Raw genomic sequence first — 18,369 nt, forward strand, 5'->3', positions numbered from 1 at the left:
CAAAAAAATCGTTATGCTACTAGCATATTAGTAACATAACGATTTAGGGCATTTCACCTTGATACAAGGAATAATATCATGATAAAACATTTAAATTTTAATAATTTCTTTTTTTAATAGGGGGATTTTTATTTAGTTGGTGCTTCAAAAGCACTACCTACTATAGCATCCTCTGGTAATACTAAAATTCCTTTTTCAGATGGTGCATTAGGAATCGCTAATTCACGCGCTGAACAAAGCATGCCGTAAGACTCAACACCACGTAAATTCCCTTCTTTAATAAGCATTCCTGAAGGCATTACGGCACCAATTTTCGCAACAACTACCTTCTGTCCTGCTTCTACATTCGGGGCACCACATACAATTTGTAGTATCTCCTCTCCTACATTGACTGAACAGATACTCAATTTGTCAGCATTTGGATGCTTGTCCTTTGTTTCTACATAGCCAACCACAAATTTTGGTGAAAAATCTACATCAAGATTAATATTAGCTCCATTTTTTTCGATTGCCACTGCTAGCTGTGCTACTAATTCTGGTGTCACTTCTACTAATCCTTTTGCATCTGTTTGGATGTAACTGCTCGCATTAAATAAATTGAAGGCTTTAATTTCTCCCGTTTGAGCTTCCTTTAAAATAGCAATATCACCAGCACGCTCTACTTCTGTTTTCACAATGGCCTCTGTTGCTAGTTGAACTAGTAAGACATCTCCTACATGCTCTTTGTTGTAAAATACGTTCATTGTTATTCTTGCTCCTTTTTCACTCTGTTTTTTGCTAAGATAAAGATTGGTTCTAGTTCCCCATCTTCATAAATAAAAGATAATGACGTAATCGGTACAGTACCAACTGCAAAGAAATGCATCGTCATCTGTGCTAATACATCATACCCTGTTTCATTACGAATATCACCTATAATTAATACATCTTGATGAGGCACGGATAATGTCATATCGCCCTCTACTTGTGCCTGCATTTCTTTTAAAAAGCTCTCATTTAAAATACGGCTAGCATCATAGCCATCATTCACATTGACAAAATAAAAAATATTTCCTGCTACCTCATCTTTTTTATAGGCGGTTGGTAGTTGTTTCACCGAAAAGCGTGCCATTTCTCGAATTTGTTCTACGGTTAATTGTAAGGCTTCTAGCATAGATTCATCAATAAAGCGATACGTTTTACCTAAATCGAGTGCATAAAAAATGCGCGTTTCAGCTGTATGCTCAGTTGCAATAAAGGCATGCCCTTCTTTCGATGCCTGTGGATAAGAAGTGGCACGAATCACGGGATAAATCTGTGTAGTCGTTTGGAAACCCTGTTCTTTTTCTTGTACCATCGCATTAAAGGTTTGCTCAATTGTATATACAACTTCTTCAATCGCTGACTCTTGCTTCTCATTATATTTTGCTAAGATTCCAGGTAAGGAGAGCTCCATCCCTTTTTCAATCATCTTATGATTCAAGCGTAATTTATCGTACTTTTTATCAAAATGAAATTCATATTTCTCTTCAGTTAATTGCTTTTTTAATAGCTCGACTAGTTGTTCAGACTTCATTTGCTTCATCTTTTTCACATCCTAACTTCAAAATGAAACGGCTCACATGTTTGTGAACCGTTCTGTTCATACCTTCTATTTACTTCATCTTAACCGAATGAACGATTTTCGTCATCTCACGTAAATTATTTTCAATTTGTTTAGCCTTTGAAATGGTTGTCATCTTCACACCACCACTGCTAACAATGAGCTCCATTTCATTTTCTTCGTCTGTTTTTAGAACCGCTGTGAAGCCAAAACGACCATCCTTATCAAAAGTTGATTCCTCAATAATTTTGTCCGCTTCATTTTCTTTTAAAAGATTATAATAAAGTTTACTGTCTTGTGCTTCACGATCATTGATAAAAAGAATGTAGCTTTCTTTTCCTTTTGAAATCACAATATTATAAGCATCTGAACTGTCTTCAATTTTAAAGTTTGAAGGTAAGTATAATTTGATATCCCCAATTTCTACTGTATGTTCTTCTGGCTCTTCAGCAAAAACCTTCTCCGTTAATTGGAGCCCATTAGCAATTTGATCATCAATAGATTGATTGCAGCCAGAAAGGACAAGGAGTAAAAGCATTAGGCCAATTGCTCTTAGCCATGAAAACAACATGTCTCTCTTCCTTTCACTACTAACTTTTTTCTATTTTAAAAAAATTATTCATAAGATGCAACCTAACTATCCTCTTACCACTAATTCTTTTTAACTATTTTCGTGAAAATGTGAACAAATATTGACCAAGCAAAAGTGAGACAATATGCTCAAACATCATCTGCCTACTAACTAAACCTTGCGTAAAAATACCTACAGCACCAGCACCCTGACGAATATCTCGACGTTTTGTATATTGCTCCATAATCGGTCCAAGTTCTCCACCAGTTCGTATTTCCTGGGCAATTTCTTTTGGCAGTATAATTTGTGCGCCAGCCGCTGTAATCATTGTTCCGTCTGACACAGTTAATGCACCCCAGTTACAAACATACATTTCATCATCGATTTCAGTTACGCCACCTTCTAAACCAAATGATAATTCTGCATCCGTTAAAATCAAGGCGTTTTTAGCACGATTCATTGCTCCTAATCTCGTTTCTTCATTACTTATTGGTTGATCTGATACTTCAGAAGCAGCTTTGACATGAGTAAAGAGTGAGTCCTCAAAGTATTTTCGAACAATTACTTCAACTGCTTCTGTTTTGGCTTTATTAGTTGTGCCAATTGCTATCTTCATTTAATCCCCACTTTCTTTCCATAGAAAAAGATGCCTCTAAAAGGCATCTTCCTAGCTTCTTATACATTAGCGTGAATTGTCTCTAATGTCGAACGATCTGCTTTTTTCACTAATTCAACAATTAATGCTTTGGCAGCTGCATAATCATCAATGTGAATAATTGACGCTGATGTATGAATATAACGTGAGCATACACCAATAACTGCACTTGGAACGCCATCGTTTGCCGTATGCACTCGACCAGCATCTGTTCCTCCTTGGGAGACAAAGTACTGATAAGGGATATGATTGGATTCGGCTGTATCTAAAATAAATTCACGCATACCACGATGTGTTACCATTGTACGATCTAAAATACGAAGTAAAGTACCTTTGCCAAGCTGTCCAAATTGACTTTTTTCACCTGACATATCATTAGCAGGAGAAGCATCTAGTGCAAAGAATAAATCAGGCTTAATCATGTTTGCTGATACTTGTGCACCGCGCAAGCCAACTTCCTCCATTACGTTTGCACCTGAGTATAAATGTGAACCTAATTTTTCATGCTGTACTTCTTTCATTAATTCAATCGCTAGACCACAGCCATAGCGGTTATCCCAAGCTTTAGCCATAATTTTCTTCGGATTTGCCATTGGTGTGAATGGACAAATCGGTATAATGGATTGTCCAGGACGAACACCCATAGACATAGCATCTTCTTTATTATCAGCACCGACATCGATAAGCATATTTTTTATATCCATTGGCTTCGCTCGTTCTGCATCCGTTAATAAATGTGGTGGGATGGATGAAACGACACCAGGAATTGCCCCATTTTTCGTATATACTTCTACTCGCTGTGCAAGCATAACCTGGTTCCACCAGCCGCCTAATGTTTGAAAACGGATCATTCCATTATCTGTGATAGAAGTAACCATAAATGCTACCTCATCCATATGACCAGCAACTAATATTTTCGGTGCATCCGTAACATCACTGTGCTTAACACCAAAAATACCCCCTAAATTATCTTGAACGATTTCATCCGAGTACTTTTCTAATTCAGAACGCATGAACGCACGTACTGCGTGTTCATTACCCGGAGCGCCTGGTAATTCTGTTAATGTTTTAAATAATTGTAATGTTTCCTCATTCATGATGACTCTCTCCCCACGAAGTAGAATTTTCTTCCTTGCCTATTGTAACACAATTATTTCCGAATTCGAAATATTGATACATTTCCTAAATCCGCTTAATTGTGAACGTGCATTCACTCTATAGGCTATGCTAAAATAAAGGTATAGAAAAAGGAGGAAAAAAGTATGAAATTACGTGATTTTTTAATTGGTGTCGCAACTGGCTTAGCTGCCGCAGTCATTATTAAAGAAGCTAGTGAAAAAGTTTCTCCGTTCGTACCTGCAGGACAAGTACTTGAAAACATAAAAAGAGAATTTAAAAAGGATTCACCGATTGATGGTTCTTGGATTTTCATGAAAACTGAAGATTTCACAAATGGTATTATTACCATCCCAGTATATCGTGGGGGGATCTCGCGTATGCATGAAGGTGAGATGCAGACATTCGAATTTGCTGCTGATGCACGCTCTGGTGTTGTCGTGGAACTAACAGAAGTTTAATTATGTATATACGAGAGAAGCCATCTCATAAATTGGTGATGGCTTCTTATAATGTTGAAAAACAAAACATTTTTGCGAAAGGTGAAAAGAGATTTCCACTGCGCTGGCGGAACGGAAATCACCCCCTCACCTTGCTAAAAGGGCTTTGCTGCTTCTCATCATATCTAATTCAATAACATAAGAAGCCATCTCATAAAATGAAGATGGCTTCTCTATGTTATTCGGATAAACCTTTATTATTAAAGTACTTTTTATACTTTCGGTAATAATTTAAATTATTAAGTGTTAGTTTCACCCAACGCTTCGCATTCATATCCTCGTTAAAGTAAAGAGAATTTGTGTATTTACCCTCACTAATTAATTTTTTTGCTTCTAGTTTGAGCTTTTCATTCGATGCATATTTGAATAATACACCTTTAGGAATAATCATCCATAAATGCTTGTCCTGCACATATGTGACTTCTTGCTCGATATTTAACATATGGTCATCCGCAACATACTTCATTAAATTATGCCCACTTGCTGTTACATAATAGCTAGAACGCCCATTACGTAAATTGATTTCAAAAAGTTTATATTGCTTGTCTCGAATATCATATTTCATATCAAAATTCGCAAAACCTGTATAGCCAATGTCCTCTAGGAAGAAACGTACTTGATCCATTAATTCTTTATCATAGGTTGTCACGATGGCTGCATAACTTCCGATTCCTTCAGGAGAATGTTCTTCTAGAATAGGGTTACCTAGACACATCAGCTTCACTTTTCCATCCTTCCCTACATAGGCATTTAATACACGCATATAGGAATCGTCCCCAGGAATAAATTCTTGAATAATCATTGTATCCTGATAAGTAGAGCTATAAATAGCTTTTAATATAGCCGTTTTTTCCGCGTCATCATGTGCAACAAATACTTTTTTCTTCCCAGGGAATTTACAAGCCCAATATTCTACAGAGTTTGAAGCCTTTAAAATAATAGGGTAAGCAAATGGTGGTGTAAAGTTTTCATAGTTGTCAGCTGTCACCGTTGTTGTACCTGGATATTTAAAATTATATTGATCACACATTTTATAGAAATTTTCTTTCAATAAAATTTCATCCATCAACGATTCATCGATATAAGGTACGGTAAAATGCTCTTGTAATGCTGGCTTATTTTTGATGATCAGCTTGGCATAATCGTCCCCACATGCTAAAAGTAATAGTTTTTTATCAGCATATTTTTTTGCAACTTCTGCAAGGGCAGGTGCAAAAACATCTTGTTCATTTAAACGGTCTATTTCTTGAAAGTGTAGGATATGGCTATCTTGTGTTGCTGTTAGATGAGAACGTCCTAAGACAAGTGGTTTAATACCATATGCTTCATAAAACGCACGTGCCATACCATATGCATTCATATCTGATCCAAGTAAAACGGGTAAAAATGGTTGTTCAGTTGCCATGTTTATTTCAACTCTCTTTTGTATTTTAGTATCGTGTTAAGTGTATCATATTTTCTATCTTGTTCACGAACAAAAACGCGAGGTATTGACATTTTATATGCCAAATACCTCGCCTTTGCTTGCTCGATTAAAATGTAATAACAGCTTGTCTACTACGCTCTAGTTTATCCACAATCTCTTTGCCTGACTCATCCCATCGAATCATACGGTAATAAGCATCGTGATAGAAAATAAAGCCATAGTTATTTGCAAGGGCTTCCTTCATCAGTCGCTCTTTTGCAAATACACTTGTCATTGGATAATCGTCATAGGCTAATACCCATAATGGATTTTGATGAGCATGAGTCGGCATAATATCTGCCATATGCAATAACACTTCATCATTTTGTGTTAGCTTGATGACAGCATGTCCCTCACTATGACCACCAGTATGAAGCATTTCGATTCCAGGTACTACTTCCAATGACTCTTCGTAGGTTTCAACTAAATGCTGAACTGGCTCCCAATTTTCTTTCCAATACGTATTTTTAGAACGGATATTGGGGTTACGCATTTCATCCCATTCAATTTTCGTTACAAAAATCTTGGCATTTGGGAAAGTTGGTACAAGTACATCCCCTTCCCACTGCGTTAACCCCCCAGCGTGATCAAAATGTAAATGCGTCATTAACACTGCATCAATATCTGCTGTCGTTAATCCTAGCTCTTGTAAGCTATCAGCTAACGAAGATTCTTCTGTTACTCCAAAGTTTCGTAGCTGCTTTTCATTTAATTTGTTAAAGCCAACACCCGTATCAATAAGGTAGTTCTTGCCCCCAAATTGAATAAGAATAGGTTCTGTTGGTAATTCAATTTGGTTTTTTTCATTGACTGGATATTTGCGGGACCAAAGAGGCTTTGGTACAACACCAAACATCGCACCACCATCTAGGCACGTAACACCCCCGTTTAGCCATGATAATGACATATTGTGAAACTGTAACTGATCCATCCATATTCCCCCTACAATTTAGTGATAAATTGCGATTCTAAGCGATAAATCGGCTGCCCCTTCGCAGAAAACTTCTCTTCATATTCTGTCATCACATTATCCTCTGGCATATTTGCATGCAGGTCGAGAGATACATACTTTAATAACATCCCATATTCAGACATACTGATTAAAGAATACTCGAAAAGACCTCGGTTATCCGTTTTAAAATGGACTTCCCCATTATCCACTAAAATCGACTCATATAATTTCAAAAAATCCCCGTGCGTTAAACGTCTTTTTGCATGTCGTGTTTTTGGCCAAGGATCTGAGAAATTCAGGTATACACGTGATACATCGTTTTTGTCAAAGAATTTATATAAATCTGCGCCATTTACTTTTAGTAAACGTAAATTCGCTGGAGATTTTGCCTCTAACACTTTTTCTAGTGCACAAACAATCACACTATCGTAAAGTTCAATGCCAATATAATTGATTGTTGGATTTTGCAAAGCCATACCGGTTACAAATTGTCCTTTTCCAGACCCTACTTCAATATGAATAGGGTTGTCATTGCCGAAAACAGCCTGCCAATTTCCTTTAAAGTCTTCAGGATTTGGAATAATCACCTCTGGGTGATCTGTAATCATTTCCTCTGCCCAAGGCTTATTTCTTAATCTCAATGTTGTTCCTCATTTCTTTCTTGTGAAATTATTGATTTTTTTATAGTATAACGTATTCCCCTATAATTCGCATGATATTATTGCACAATGATATTTTAGGAATATTTAGCAATCACTTGCCATGCATTTTGCTGCACTGTGCAATGGATAGGTGTCCCTTGATCAACAACGCCGATATAATTACCATCTGTATGACCATCAACTTGATGTGTGCCTACGCTCATTTCAAAGTATTGTCCCTGTAAAAAAGTAATCTCCTTAAATTTTGTATGCTTTTCAAAAAAAACAGTGACAAAAATAAGTAATAATTTGATCCGCGATATACCATGTACAATCGTTATATCAACTTGACCATCATCCGCTTTTGCAGCTGGTGATATTTTCATACCTCCCCCAAAATAAGGCTGATTACTCATAGCGACAAACCATGCCTGTTTGAACTGCCACTCTTGTTCACCTGAACGTATCGTTACATCAAAACGCTCAAAGCGAAATAACCCTCTCATAACAGCGACAGCATAGGAGAGCTTTCCTAGTCCTATTTTATTGAGATAAAATTTTAGACGAGATGCATTAATTGATTTTGTCACATAGGCATCAAAGCCTATGCCCGCATTATTGACGAAAATTTCATTCCATCTATCGCCGAGCTGAATGACCCCTGCATCCATCTTTTCATTGGCCATAGTGGTTCTGGCATAATCCTCTATTTGCCTAGCATGATGAAAGGTTGGGAAAAAACGAGCAAAATCATTACCAGAGCCGGCTCGAACGACACCTATGATGACGAACTTATTATGTACTACACCGCTAACTACCTCATGGATAGTGCCATCACCACCAACAACGACAATTAACATGTGTTCTTGCTGTTGTTGTGCCCATCGTTTGGCTATTTCCTGTCCATGTCCTTCATATTCTGTAAAAGCCACTTGATAGGAGATCGTTAGTTGCTGTTGAAGCTGAAGCCAAACCTTCTTCCCTTTCCCATTTCCTGCTGCCTCATTGACAATAAATAGAACCTGCATCTATCAATCCTCTGTTGGTTGTGGTGCTTGTTGCCAAATGTCTCGATTAAAGGAGGTTGTTTGGACCGTATTTAAAATGGTTTGCGCAGCCCGTATTTGCATATGTTTCATAGGAGAGGAAACTTTTTTCAACTGCTCTATCCATTCGTGGTAATTTCGACGATCAACAAAGCGAACCCCAAATGGTGAACCAGGATAATCAAAATAACCATTCCGAGTTAGCACAACTTTACGGATTGGCATATCAATATTCTCTTGTTTAAATAATTGCGACAGCACCGATTCCATCCGCCCTAAATTAATTGTCGGGTTCAATACTTTAGCATCTCTTGTTCCAACCTTCTTCATCCAAAAGCGATCACTACTACCTACATAAACAGCTTGGTTTTCTGCTTCTAACACCTTAATGCAAATACATTCTGTCGGTGACATGAGCACGACATCAAGCTCAATTGGTGCTTTTCTTATTTGTAGAATCGGATAATAAAACAACAAATAGTTATCAGGTAACGTTTGCAATAACGTACGTAATAAAGAGTCACGCATGAACCGAGGATCCACATATGATTTTTCACGTAAAGTTGAACTCGCCCATTTCATTTGAAAATGAAAAAATTGATCGATAAACATTCGTTTCAGCTCATGGATGGATTGTGGTGCAAACACAATATTAGGTTCAAATGTGAGCGTTGTTTCTTCTTCTGGGATGGAATCTTCATCACTGACAAGCTCATTGGATATTTCTATTTCCTCAACATCCTCTGTAGCTTCCTTTTGGCGACTAGTAAACATTTTTTTCAAGAAAGCAAAACGTTCCTTTTCCTCAAAGGCTTCCGACTCGACCTCATTATCAACATGTTTCCATTCACTAATGTCCTCTCCCAATTCCCACTGACGCTTAATACGCTCCCACTGGCTTTTCTTCAAACGCACAAATTGAGTTGGGTATCTCGCTAAATCAATTTGATAGCGTGAAATATAATCTTGTATTTTTACTAATTGTGCCAATGTGTTATCACTCCTATCTTACGAGCATGCATAATTATATATATGTAAAACTTGTTATCCTTTCTATTTTACATGACACGTCATAAGATTACATCCATTTTTATCCCTATAAATGTTGTCATAATGCAACTGTTCGATAAGAGTTTATGAGAATAGTAGTAGAATCCCTGTTATAAATCTTAAGAATATGTATGATTGATTTTAGCTTTACGACATATAGAAAAATAGATCGATTATGTATCCTTTATGTTATCTGTAAATACAGGAACCCAACAAACAATTTTCAATTGCCTGTTGGGTTCTTGATTTCTTCTATTTCCTTATATACCTAAACCAAATGAGAATAAGATTACAGCTAATATAACCCCTATTGCCGGCACTATTACTGTCAATGCTCCAAATGCAGGGTACGCATCTTTATGTGTTTCTCCACAGATTGATCGAATGGTCGTTACAACATATCCACCTTGTGGAAGTGAATCAAGTGAGCCTGAAGCAATGGCAACAGTTCGATGTAATGCTTCAGGATTGACACCTAAATCCAAATAATGCGGAGCTAATAATGGTAATGCAATGGCTTGTCCACCAGAAGAAGAACCCGTTAAACCAGCAATTACTGCTACAGCAAGTGCACCACCTACTAATGGGCTTCCTGGAATATCAGTCATAAATGCCACAGCAGATTCAAAAGCAGGCGTTACTTTTACAACACCACCAAAGCCAACCACTGCAGCTGTATTAGCAATAGCTATAATCGCTCCCATTGCCCCTTCTCCAACTGCGCCGCCAAAATTTTGGAAGTATTTTCTGTTGATGAGATAGCTAGCTAATATACCGCCTGTTAACGCGATGATTAATGCTGACGTTCCTAATGAATTATGGAATGTAAAAGAAATAATCAATACTACTAATAGCGGCACTACACTTAAAATCGGGTTTGGTAAATCTGTTCGTGATGATGTAAATACATCCGTCTCTCTACTAACAAATCGTTCTCCATTCGCTAATGCTTTGTTGATCATCTTTTTTAGCCACCAATAACCAAACACAAGCATAAATATTGCAACGATAAAGCTAACTTCCCACCCTGCATATGGTGAGGTACCTAAAAATTCAATTGGAATCCAGTTTTGAATTTCAGGAGAACCCGCAGAAGTCATTGTAAACGTTGTTGAACCAAAGCCAAGGGCCGCGGGAATAAAACGTCTTGGTAAATTTGCCTGTTTAAATAGGCTAAGTGCCATTGGATAAACAGAGAAGGCTACAACAAACAAGCTTACGCCACCATAAGTTAAAACCGCACATGCAACCACAATAGCTAAAGCAGCTTGCTTCATTCCAATTTTATTGACAATCCATTGTGAAACACTATCTGCAGCTCCGCTATCCTCCATTACCTTACCGAATATAGCTCCAGTTAAGAACATTAAATACCAGGATGCAATAAAGCCTGTGAAGCCTGACATGTAATTTGTTAAAAAGTTTGCAGCATCTTTTTCTGCAAGCTGTGGGAAAAGCGGAAGTCCATTTAGTAATCCTACAAGCAACGCTGTTAAAGGTGCAGCAATGAGTAGGTTCATCCCCCTCATTGTTAAATATATTAATAATGCTAATCCGCCAAATAACCCAATCATACCTAACATAATCTTTCCCCCAATTCCCCATTTGTGCTTATATGATCTTCACTTACTTTCCGTCAGATTAATTATTCTTTTTGCCGTATCTTCTTACACGTAGAAGGGCTTGCTCTGCATGACCTGCAAAGTTTTCTAGTTGACAAAGGCGTGCAGCATATTCCCCAATGTAAGCACTTGCCTCTGGTGTTACCTTTTGATAAGTTACAGTCTTAATGAACTTACCAACCCATAATCCACCTGTATAACGAGCAGCACCCTTAGTTGGTAACGTATGATTTGTGCCAATGACCTTGTCACCATAAGCAACATTTGTCTCTGGGCCTAAGAATAAGCAACCATAGTTTGTCATATTGTCCAGGAAGTAATTTGGATCTTCCGTTAAAATTTCTACATGTTCAAAGGCAAGTCGATCTGCTTCGATTCTAGCTTCCTCGATAGAATCCACTAGCAGTATTTGGCCATAATCTTCCCAAGAAACGCGTGCAACATCTGCTGTTGGTAACGTTTGCAATTGACGTTCAATTTCTTTAACAGTTTCTTCTGCAAGTTTTTCAGATGTTGTAATAAGGGCACCAGGTGAAGTTGGTCCATGCTCGCCTTGTCCAAGAAGGTCTGTAGCGATCATTTCAGCATCTGCTGTATGGTCAGCAACCACTAAAGTTTCCGTTGGACCTGCAAACAAGTCAATTCCTACACGACCATATAATTGTCTTTTTGCTTCAGCAACGAAAGCATTCCCTGGTCCAACAATCATGTCTACAGATTCGATTGTTTCTGTACCTATTGCCATTGCTGCCATTGCTTGAATTCCGCCTAAAAGATAAATTTCATCAGCACCTGCTAATGACATTGCCGCAATTGTGGCATGTGGAATCTCCCCGTTAATAGGAGGTGTACATGCAATAACTCGTTTTACACCTGCTACTTTAGCTGTTAATACACTCATATGTGCCGATGCCACCATTGGATAGCGTCCACCTGGTATGTAACATCCAACACTGTTTACTGGAATATTCTTGTGACCTAAAATTACACCAGGAATATTTTCTACTTCCACATCGTGTAACGAAGCTAGTTGCGCCTCTGCAAATTCACGGATATTTTTTTGAGCAAATTTAATATCCTCAATCACATCATTAGGGACTTTAGATACAATGTCATTAATTTGTTCTTGCGTTAAGCGGAACGATTCTGGAGACCATTTATCGAATTTTTCCGATAGTTCACGTACCGCTTGATCTCCTCGTGCCTCTATATCCTTAATAGCTTCCGAAACAATGATAGAAACTTTTGAATCGTTTGCATTTACTTCTTCTTTTGACTTTCCAAATTTTAATACTTTAACCATAATTATTTCCCCTTTATGTTCATTTTTTATTTCTGCATACGTATGCAAAAATTATATAAGTAAGATTATTCTAAATATAAAAGGTTGTCAATAAAAAATTAATTTCGTTATTTTTATTATTTATTTCAAAACAACTTATGAAAAAAATGAAAGCATCATACTATTATTCTCATAAGATGCCATACAAATTACTGTATGTATCCTATTTTGATATAGCATGATGCTTATTTAATAATCATAATTTAATTTTGCACTATGTTGTTTTTCGTAAAATAAGTGAACCGTCAATTTCTAGATTTTTTGCTTCACCGGAGTATTCCTCAATTTCACTAAGCAAGTATTTGACAGTCTCTTCAACCATCTCTGTAATTGGTTGCTCCCATGTTGTGAGATTATATGTTGGCCAAGCTGCCATCTCAATATTATCAAAACCGATCACTTTCGTCTCATCTGGAATAGCAATTGCGTGCTCCTTTAATGCATCCACTACACCTAACGCCATGATATCATTTGCCACAAAAAACGCATGTGGTAATTGTTTTTTTTCTATAATTTGCTGGGTGGTATTGTACCCACCTTCATAAGTGTAGTCAGCATTATATTTTTTATAATTTACTTTATTCCCCTGCAAAATAGCACTAAATCCCGTTTCTCGTTCTCTACTTGTAGATGTATTTTCATTCCCTGAAATATAGATCATCTTGGTACAACCAATACTTAAAAGATATTCAGCAATTTGCTTACTTGCTTCAAGATTGTTACAACATACGGAATAAAATTTATTATTATCTATTTTTCGATTAAACAGTACTAATGGTATACGATAATTAATAAAATCTTCTGTAACTGACAAAGAAAGTGATGCATCCGTAATAACTACACCAGCCACATTATAATTCAATAATGTCTCGATATCTTCCTTTTGGATTTCATCATTATTGGTATAAACGAATAGTACACTGTAACCATGTTTTTTAAAAGAAGTGGTAAATTGCTTTAATACTTGTGGGTAGAATGGGTTTTGAACGCCCTTCATTACCAATCCAATTATTTTTGTTTGGTTAGTAATCAAACTTCGTGCAAATTCATTCGGGCGATAGCCCAGCTCCTTAGCTGCAGCTAAAACCTTTTCTCTTGTTTTCGCAGATACCGACGCACCTTCAAAATAAACTCTTGATACTGAAGATTGTGAAACACCAGCCAATTTTGCTACATCCTTGGCAGTAATTCCTTGTTTCATGATGTACATAACCTCTTTCGATCCATATTTCATCTCAACAAATTTGTTGTATGAACTGAAAACTTCTTTTTCTCTATAAAAAAACTACCTTAGAACTTGTCTGAAAGCAAGTCCTAGGTAGTCTTTTAGTTCGTTTACTTAGGCATCCACAGAAAGTGGTAATTTCGCCTCAAAAGCTTGTTGTAATTGACGCGTCCATCCACCTGGAACACCTGCACCAATTTGGTTTCCATCAACATCAATAACAGGCGTCACCTCAGAAGATACAGACGATACAATGATTTCATCCATCGTTAATAAATCAGCTTTTGTCATTGGCTCTTCCACAACAGGTAACTTTATTTCCTCTGCACATTTTAAAATGACCTGACGAGTAATACCGTTTAAAATGAAGTTATTTGCTGGGTGTGTATAAAGCTTACCGTCTTTAATCCCATAAACATTTGCTGATGAACATTCTGTTACGATATCCCCGCGATGTAATATTGCTTCGTAGCAGCCCTTTTCAGCTGCCTCTTGTTTTGCTAATACTGCACCAAGTAAATTTAACGATTTGATATCACAGCGCAACCAACGAATATCCTCTACAAACGTAGCCTTAACCCCTTTTTCAAAGTTTTCATATGCACGTTCACCAGCTTTCACATTACCCGTTAATACAGCTGGAACACTTGCATCTGGGAAAACGTGATTACGTGAATTGGCACCACGTGTAATTTGAAAATAAACATGCCCTGTATCAAGATTATTTTTTTCAATCAGCTCATGTAATAATTTGTGTAAAACGTCTTTTGTATAAGGAATAACAAGACGAATTTTTTCGGCGCTTGCATAGAAACGATCAATATGCTCTTGTGCTGTAAACATATTTCCGTTATAAACTTTGATTACTTCATAAATACCGTCACCAAATTGATAGCCTCTATCTTCTGGTGATACTACAATGGATCCTTCTTCAACAATTTGATCATTCCATAATGAATATGCCATGCTTTGTTCATCCTTTTCGTCTTTGAGTTATTTTTTTCCTGCAAGTTCAACAATTGCTTCAGCATAAATTGCCGCTGCTTTTACAAGGTTTTCAACGACAACAAACTCATCCGCTCGATGCGCTACATCTGGCTCCCCTGGGAAGAGCATGCCAAATGCCACGCCTTTTTTCATCACACGTGCATACGTCCCACCACCAGTTGATAATAAAGGTGTTTCTGTATCTCCTGTTTGACGTCTATAGATAGCTGCTAATGTCTGGATGAATGGATCATCTTCGCTGACATAATGTGGCTTGGAGTCGTCTTGTATGTCTAGAGAAAACCCTTTTTCTACCGTTAAGCGTTGTGCTGCTGTTATTTTTTCATCGAATGGATAGGAAACTGAATAGCGCATACTAATTACTAAACTGCCGCCTTTATGGACATTATAGCTTACGATCCCTGGATTTAATGTTGTTTGTCCTGACATTGTATCCTCAAACTGCAGATCGAGCTGACTACCATAATGATCCTGATAAAAAACATCTGCAATAAAGTCGACAAATTGTTTACTTGCTTCTGTCGTCAACTCTTGTTGTAAAAATGCTGCAAGATAAACAGCTGCATTGATACCTTTATCTGGTTCCATTGCATGGGCTGCTTTACCTTTGATAGTTATTATATAGCGAGAGTCCTCCATTAATAAAGAGCCTTCTAGCTGATTTTTACTTAAAAATGTTTGAAAATTCTGTTCGAATGATACTGTTACGTGCTGAATCGTCGCTTTTGCAAAATCAGGTACCATATTTGGGCGCTTTCCTGCATTAAATAGTAGTAGTTGTTCTTTCGTTGCATCACCCACTTTATTTTGAGAGAACACAAGCTCTGCAATGCCCTTTTCTGCATTGATGAGCGGGAAATCCGCATCTGGTGCAAAACCAATTGTCGGCATTTCCTCCTGTTTAAAATAGTGGTCGACACAGCGGAATCCTGTTTCTTCGTCTGTACCAATAATCATTCGTACTCTTTTTTCTAACGGAATACCTGCATCTTTCACAAGCTTCATGGCCATCCATGCCGCAATCGTAGGCCCTTTATCGTCAATCGCACCACGTGCAAATAATTTACCATCAGCTACTGTGCCGCTGAAAGGAGGGTAAGTCCAATCTGCTTCTTCTCCAATTGGGACAACATCAACATGACATAAAATACCAAGTAAATCTTCACCAGTTCCCATTTCAATATGTCCAGCATAATTATTAACATTTTTCGTGAGCAGGCCTTCATTTTGACCTTTTGCTAGTAACCATTCAAGCGCTTGAAGTGGACCATCTCCAAAAGGTACTTCAGTAGTTATTGTATCCTCATCGAGCACACTATTTATTTGCACAAGCTCCTGTAACTCTTGTATTAATTCGTCTTGCCTTTCTTTTGCAGCTTGTAACCAATCCATACCATGTACCTCCTTCAAAGTATTAACATTATTCTACACCTTACAACATATATGACAATCAGCTTTCTGACAACTATTTTCAGTAACTTCTACTGTCACTACCATATATAGCACGTTTTTCACGTATTCCCACAAAATACAGTATAAATTTTATATATTAATTGTAAATTTCTCTTGCATTCACTAGAAAATTAAGTAGTTTTTCTATATAATAAAGTTATCAGAATAATTGTTCTGACTATAAAATTAGAAAAGGGGATGTCTAAGGCAGCTACTTATTAGCCTAAGTGCACTCCGCACATATTGTCGTCCGCTAGTCTTTGCCAAGAGAATTAAGATGAAGGAGTGGTTCATTTAATGAAACCAACTACTGATCGAATGCTTAATCGTATTAAAGACGTGTACATGTTTATTTTAGACAAAGGAACCGTGTCTACACAGGATTTAGTCGAAGAGTTTAGTATCACTCCTCGCACCGTTCAAAGAGATTTGAACGTGTTAGCCTTTAACGATTTGGTGACGAGTCCAAGTCGAGGCAGATGGACAACGACGAAGAAAAAAGTAAAATTAACGTCTTAGTTTTACGTTTTGTACGTAAAGCATTATGTATGGAAAAAGAATGACCTTTCGTCGGGGTCATTCTTTTTTGTCGTTAGAAGATTATTAGATTTTTCACCCAGTTTGCTGACTGACTTTTCCAGCTTGCTTTCTGTGTAAAGTCATTATTATCATCACTTTTTCAATCTTCGATCTATGTAAAGCGATGATTTTTATCTCACTTCTATTCATCTATATAAAGCAATTATTTATATTTCTCCTTTACCCTTCAATCTGCGCTTCACATCTTAGCATAGCAACATAAATCCACGCGCCATTATCTGCTCTGTGCTCTTTCAAGATTATTTTAACTATTTACAGTTGCTTAACAATCCGTTAAACTCGAAACATTCTAAATGTTGAGAGGAGGATTTTATATGACTTTGTCAAAGCTGTTTCATCCATTAGTTTGGATTATTTTAGGTGGAACAATTTTCACACGTATTGCAAGCTTTATGGCAATGCCTTTTTTAGCTATTTATTTACATAATGAAATTCAAGCCTCTCCCTTACAAATTGGATTGACCATTGGTATCGCGCCGCTCATTTCCACAGTAGGTGGATTTTTCGGGGGTTATTTAACAGATCGCTTTGGTAGAAAAAGCGTTATTCTATTAACAATTATCGTTTGGAGTCTTGTGTTCTTTGGCTTCGCAACGGTTCATGCTGTTTGGCTTTTTATTCTATTCAATGCTTTGAATGGTCTTTGTCGATCATTTTTTGAACCTTCCACACAGGCATTGATGATTGACTTTACACCTGCCGATAAGCGAAAAAGACTATTTTCCTTACGTTATACGGCCATTAATATTGCGGCGGTTATTGGTCCTATTATTGGCGTGTATATCTCACAGCTCTCCAGTCCCAGTATCCCTTTTATGCTGACAGGGATGATGTATATTATTTACGCAGTCTTTTTATTTTTTGTCTTAAATCGCTATCAAATGCAGCAACCCAAAGCGGTTACACAAACAAAAATACTCAGTACATTCACAATTCTTTTGACAAATCGTGTGCTACTTAGCTTCATATTGGGAGCCATTTTAATCAATATTGGTTACTCGCAATTTGACTCAACGCTACCACAAATTATCGAATTAAAGATTGATGAAGGCGCAAAACTTTATTCGTTATTAATCTCTCTTAATGCAGCAGTGGTGTTATTACTACAATTACCTATTAGTATAGTATCAGAGCGTTTTTCATCTACAGCAACATTATTAGTAGGTGTACTGTTCTTTGCTATTGGATTATGTATGTTTGGATTCTCCAATAATTATACACTCTATATCATTGCCATGATTATTTTTACCATAGGTGAAATCTTTGCCTTCCCTACAATGAATGTCATGATTGATGAAATTGCGCCAGATACTCAAAAGGCAACCTATTTAGGTGCTGCACAATTTAAAAATTTAGGTGGCTTTATTGGCCCAATAATAGGCGGTTGGCTCTTGACGCATTATATGAACGCTATGTTTCCAGTCATCGCTGTTCTTGTTTTATGTAGTTGTATCTTTTATAGAACAAAAATAGCTGCTCATTAATAAACGCCCCATTGCTATCAAAATAGCTAATTATGCTATCGATAGAATGGGGCGTTTT

The 18,369-nt window shown here is 37.1% G+C and carries 18 protein-coding genes; 3 read left to right on the forward strand and 15 right to left on the reverse strand.

The window, feature by feature from the left end; translation table 11 throughout:
- Window positions 1-128 precede the first annotated feature (128 nt).
- The 5 genes from ytpR to L6W14_RS17110 form a co-directional block, all read right to left on the reverse strand.
- Window positions 129-743 (reverse strand): YtpR family tRNA-binding protein, encoded by a 615-nt coding sequence (ytpR, locus tag L6W14_RS17090; protein WP_131521307.1) that lies wholly within the window; start codon window positions 741-743, stop codon window positions 129-131.
- A gap of 2 nt (window positions 744-745) precedes the next feature.
- Window positions 746-1,564 (reverse strand): DUF1444 domain-containing protein, encoded by an 819-nt coding sequence (locus L6W14_RS17095; protein WP_237898482.1) that lies wholly within the window; start codon window positions 1,562-1,564, stop codon window positions 746-748.
- Between the two features lie 70 nt (window positions 1,565-1,634).
- Complete coding sequence (locus tag L6W14_RS17100) at window positions 1,635-2,153, reverse strand: hypothetical protein (protein ID WP_131521305.1); 519 nt, start codon at window positions 2,151-2,153, stop codon at window positions 1,635-1,637.
- A 94-nt stretch (window positions 2,154-2,247) separates the two neighbouring features.
- A complete protein-coding gene (locus tag L6W14_RS17105) occupies window positions 2,248-2,769 on the reverse strand; it encodes a DUF84 family protein (RefSeq protein WP_131521304.1) in 522 nt (173 codons plus the stop codon).
- A gap of 59 nt (window positions 2,770-2,828) precedes the next feature.
- On the reverse strand, window positions 2,829-3,905 hold the full coding sequence (locus tag L6W14_RS17110) for a M42 family metallopeptidase (RefSeq protein WP_004226091.1): 1,077 nt from the start codon (window positions 3,903-3,905) through the stop codon (window positions 2,829-2,831).
- Window positions 3,906-4,070: 165 nt separating this feature from the next.
- Here L6W14_RS17110 and L6W14_RS17115 point away from each other — a divergent pair, with 165 nt between their 5' ends.
- Window positions 4,071-4,385 carry a hypothetical protein gene (locus L6W14_RS17115; RefSeq protein ID WP_004226089.1) on the forward strand — a complete coding sequence of 105 codons (315 nt, stop codon included), beginning with the start codon at window positions 4,071-4,073 and terminating at the stop codon, window positions 4,383-4,385.
- 217 nt (window positions 4,386-4,602) lie between these two features.
- Here the strand turns inward: L6W14_RS17115 and L6W14_RS17120 are convergent, their stop codons facing one another.
- The 10 genes from L6W14_RS17120 to pepV form a co-directional block, all read right to left on the reverse strand.
- The gene (locus L6W14_RS17120) at window positions 4,603-5,829 is read right to left on the reverse strand and encodes a carboxylate--amine ligase (protein WP_131521303.1); all 1,227 of its coding nucleotides are present in this window, start codon (window positions 5,827-5,829) and stop codon (window positions 4,603-4,605) included.
- 127 nt (window positions 5,830-5,956) lie between these two features.
- Window positions 5,957-6,820 carry a YtnP family quorum-quenching lactonase gene (locus L6W14_RS17125; protein ID WP_048393489.1) on the reverse strand — a complete coding sequence of 288 codons (864 nt, stop codon included), beginning with the start codon at window positions 6,818-6,820 and terminating at the stop codon, window positions 5,957-5,959.
- Between the two features lie 11 nt (window positions 6,821-6,831).
- Window positions 6,832-7,482, reverse strand: a complete 651-nt coding sequence (gene trmB, locus L6W14_RS17130; RefSeq protein ID WP_016991781.1) for a tRNA (guanosine(46)-N7)-methyltransferase TrmB — start codon at window positions 7,480-7,482, stop codon at window positions 6,832-6,834.
- Between the two features lie 95 nt (window positions 7,483-7,577).
- A complete protein-coding gene (locus L6W14_RS17135; protein WP_237898489.1) occupies window positions 7,578-8,510 on the reverse strand; it encodes a diacylglycerol/lipid kinase family protein in 933 nt (310 codons plus the stop codon).
- Between the two features lie 3 nt (window positions 8,511-8,513).
- On the reverse strand, window positions 8,514-9,518 hold the full coding sequence (locus L6W14_RS17140; RefSeq protein WP_131521301.1) for a nuclease-related domain-containing protein: 1,005 nt from the start codon (window positions 9,516-9,518) through the stop codon (window positions 8,514-8,516).
- Window positions 9,519-9,838: 320 nt separating this feature from the next.
- Complete coding sequence (locus L6W14_RS17145) at window positions 9,839-11,161, reverse strand: GntP family permease (RefSeq protein ID WP_131521300.1); 1,323 nt, start codon at window positions 11,159-11,161, stop codon at window positions 9,839-9,841.
- 58 nt (window positions 11,162-11,219) lie between these two features.
- Window positions 11,220-12,503 (reverse strand): histidinol dehydrogenase, encoded by a 1,284-nt coding sequence (hisD, locus tag L6W14_RS17150; RefSeq protein ID WP_131521299.1) that lies wholly within the window; start codon window positions 12,501-12,503, stop codon window positions 11,220-11,222.
- Between the two features lie 253 nt (window positions 12,504-12,756).
- Entirely contained in the window at window positions 12,757-13,743 is a 987-nt protein-coding gene (locus tag L6W14_RS17155) for a LacI family DNA-binding transcriptional regulator (protein WP_227744953.1), read from the reverse strand.
- Between the two features lie 138 nt (window positions 13,744-13,881).
- Window positions 13,882-14,733: a D-amino-acid transaminase gene (gene dat / locus L6W14_RS17160; protein WP_131521298.1), complete on the reverse strand. Its 852-nt coding sequence runs from the start codon at window positions 14,731-14,733 to the stop codon at window positions 13,882-13,884.
- Between the two features lie 27 nt (window positions 14,734-14,760).
- A complete protein-coding gene (pepV, locus tag L6W14_RS17165) occupies window positions 14,761-16,167 on the reverse strand; it encodes a dipeptidase PepV (RefSeq protein ID WP_131521297.1) in 1,407 nt (468 codons plus the stop codon).
- A 357-nt stretch (window positions 16,168-16,524) separates the two neighbouring features.
- Here pepV and L6W14_RS17170 point away from each other — a divergent pair, with 357 nt between their 5' ends.
- Both L6W14_RS17170 and L6W14_RS17175 read left to right on the forward strand, forming a co-directional pair.
- Window positions 16,525-16,746 carry a DeoR family transcriptional regulator gene (locus L6W14_RS17170; RefSeq protein WP_004226074.1) on the forward strand — a complete coding sequence of 74 codons (222 nt, stop codon included), beginning with the start codon at window positions 16,525-16,527 and terminating at the stop codon, window positions 16,744-16,746.
- A 395-nt stretch (window positions 16,747-17,141) separates the two neighbouring features.
- Window positions 17,142-18,311 (forward strand): MDR family MFS transporter, encoded by a 1,170-nt coding sequence (locus L6W14_RS17175; RefSeq protein ID WP_004226066.1) that lies wholly within the window; start codon window positions 17,142-17,144, stop codon window positions 18,309-18,311.
- The last annotated feature ends 58 nt before the right edge of the window (window positions 18,312-18,369 follow it).

The organism is Lysinibacillus sp. ACHW1.5 (assembly GCF_022014815.1).
Lineage (GTDB): Bacteria > Bacillota > Bacilli > Bacillales_A > Planococcaceae > Lysinibacillus > Lysinibacillus capsici.

Excerpts from the sequence above, each read along its gene's own strand:
- ytpR (WP_131521307.1), bottom strand. The coding sequence starts at position 743 with ATGAACGTATTTTACAACAAAGAGCATGTAGGAGATGTCTTACTAGTT.
- L6W14_RS17095 (WP_237898482.1), bottom strand. The coding sequence starts at position 1,564 with ATGAAGCAAATGAAGTCTGAACAACTAGTCGAGCTATTAAAAAAGCAA.
- L6W14_RS17100 (WP_131521305.1), bottom strand. The coding sequence starts at position 2,153 with ATGTTGTTTTCATGGCTAAGAGCAATTGGCCTAATGCTTTTACTCCTT.
- L6W14_RS17105 (WP_131521304.1), bottom strand. The coding sequence starts at position 2,769 with ATGAAGATAGCAATTGGCACAACTAATAAAGCCAAAACAGAAGCAGTT.
- L6W14_RS17110 (WP_004226091.1), bottom strand. The coding sequence starts at position 3,905 with ATGAATGAGGAAACATTACAATTATTTAAAACATTAACAGAATTACCA.
- L6W14_RS17115 (WP_004226089.1), top strand. The coding sequence starts at position 4,071 with ATGAAATTACGTGATTTTTTAATTGGTGTCGCAACTGGCTTAGCTGCC.
- L6W14_RS17120 (WP_131521303.1), bottom strand. The coding sequence starts at position 5,829 with ATGGCAACTGAACAACCATTTTTACCCGTTTTACTTGGATCAGATATG.
- L6W14_RS17125 (WP_048393489.1), bottom strand. The coding sequence starts at position 6,820 with ATGGATCAGTTACAGTTTCACAATATGTCATTATCATGGCTAAACGGG.
- L6W14_RS17135 (WP_237898489.1), bottom strand. The coding sequence starts at position 8,510 with ATGCAGGTTCTATTTATTGTCAATGAGGCAGCAGGAAATGGGAAAGGG.
- L6W14_RS17145 (WP_131521300.1), bottom strand. The coding sequence starts at position 11,161 with ATGTTAGGTATGATTGGGTTATTTGGCGGATTAGCATTATTAATATAT.
- hisD (WP_131521299.1), bottom strand. The coding sequence starts at position 12,503 with ATGGTTAAAGTATTAAAATTTGGAAAGTCAAAAGAAGAAGTAAATGCA.
- L6W14_RS17155 (WP_227744953.1), bottom strand. The coding sequence starts at position 13,743 with ATGAAACAAGGAATTACTGCCAAGGATGTAGCAAAATTGGCTGGTGTT.
- dat (WP_131521298.1), bottom strand. The coding sequence starts at position 14,733 with ATGGCATATTCATTATGGAATGATCAAATTGTTGAAGAAGGATCCATT.
- pepV (WP_131521297.1), bottom strand. The coding sequence starts at position 16,167 with ATGGATTGGTTACAAGCTGCAAAAGAAAGGCAAGACGAATTAATACAA.
- L6W14_RS17170 (WP_004226074.1), top strand. The coding sequence starts at position 16,525 with ATGAAACCAACTACTGATCGAATGCTTAATCGTATTAAAGACGTGTAC.
- L6W14_RS17175 (WP_004226066.1), top strand. The coding sequence starts at position 17,142 with ATGACTTTGTCAAAGCTGTTTCATCCATTAGTTTGGATTATTTTAGGT.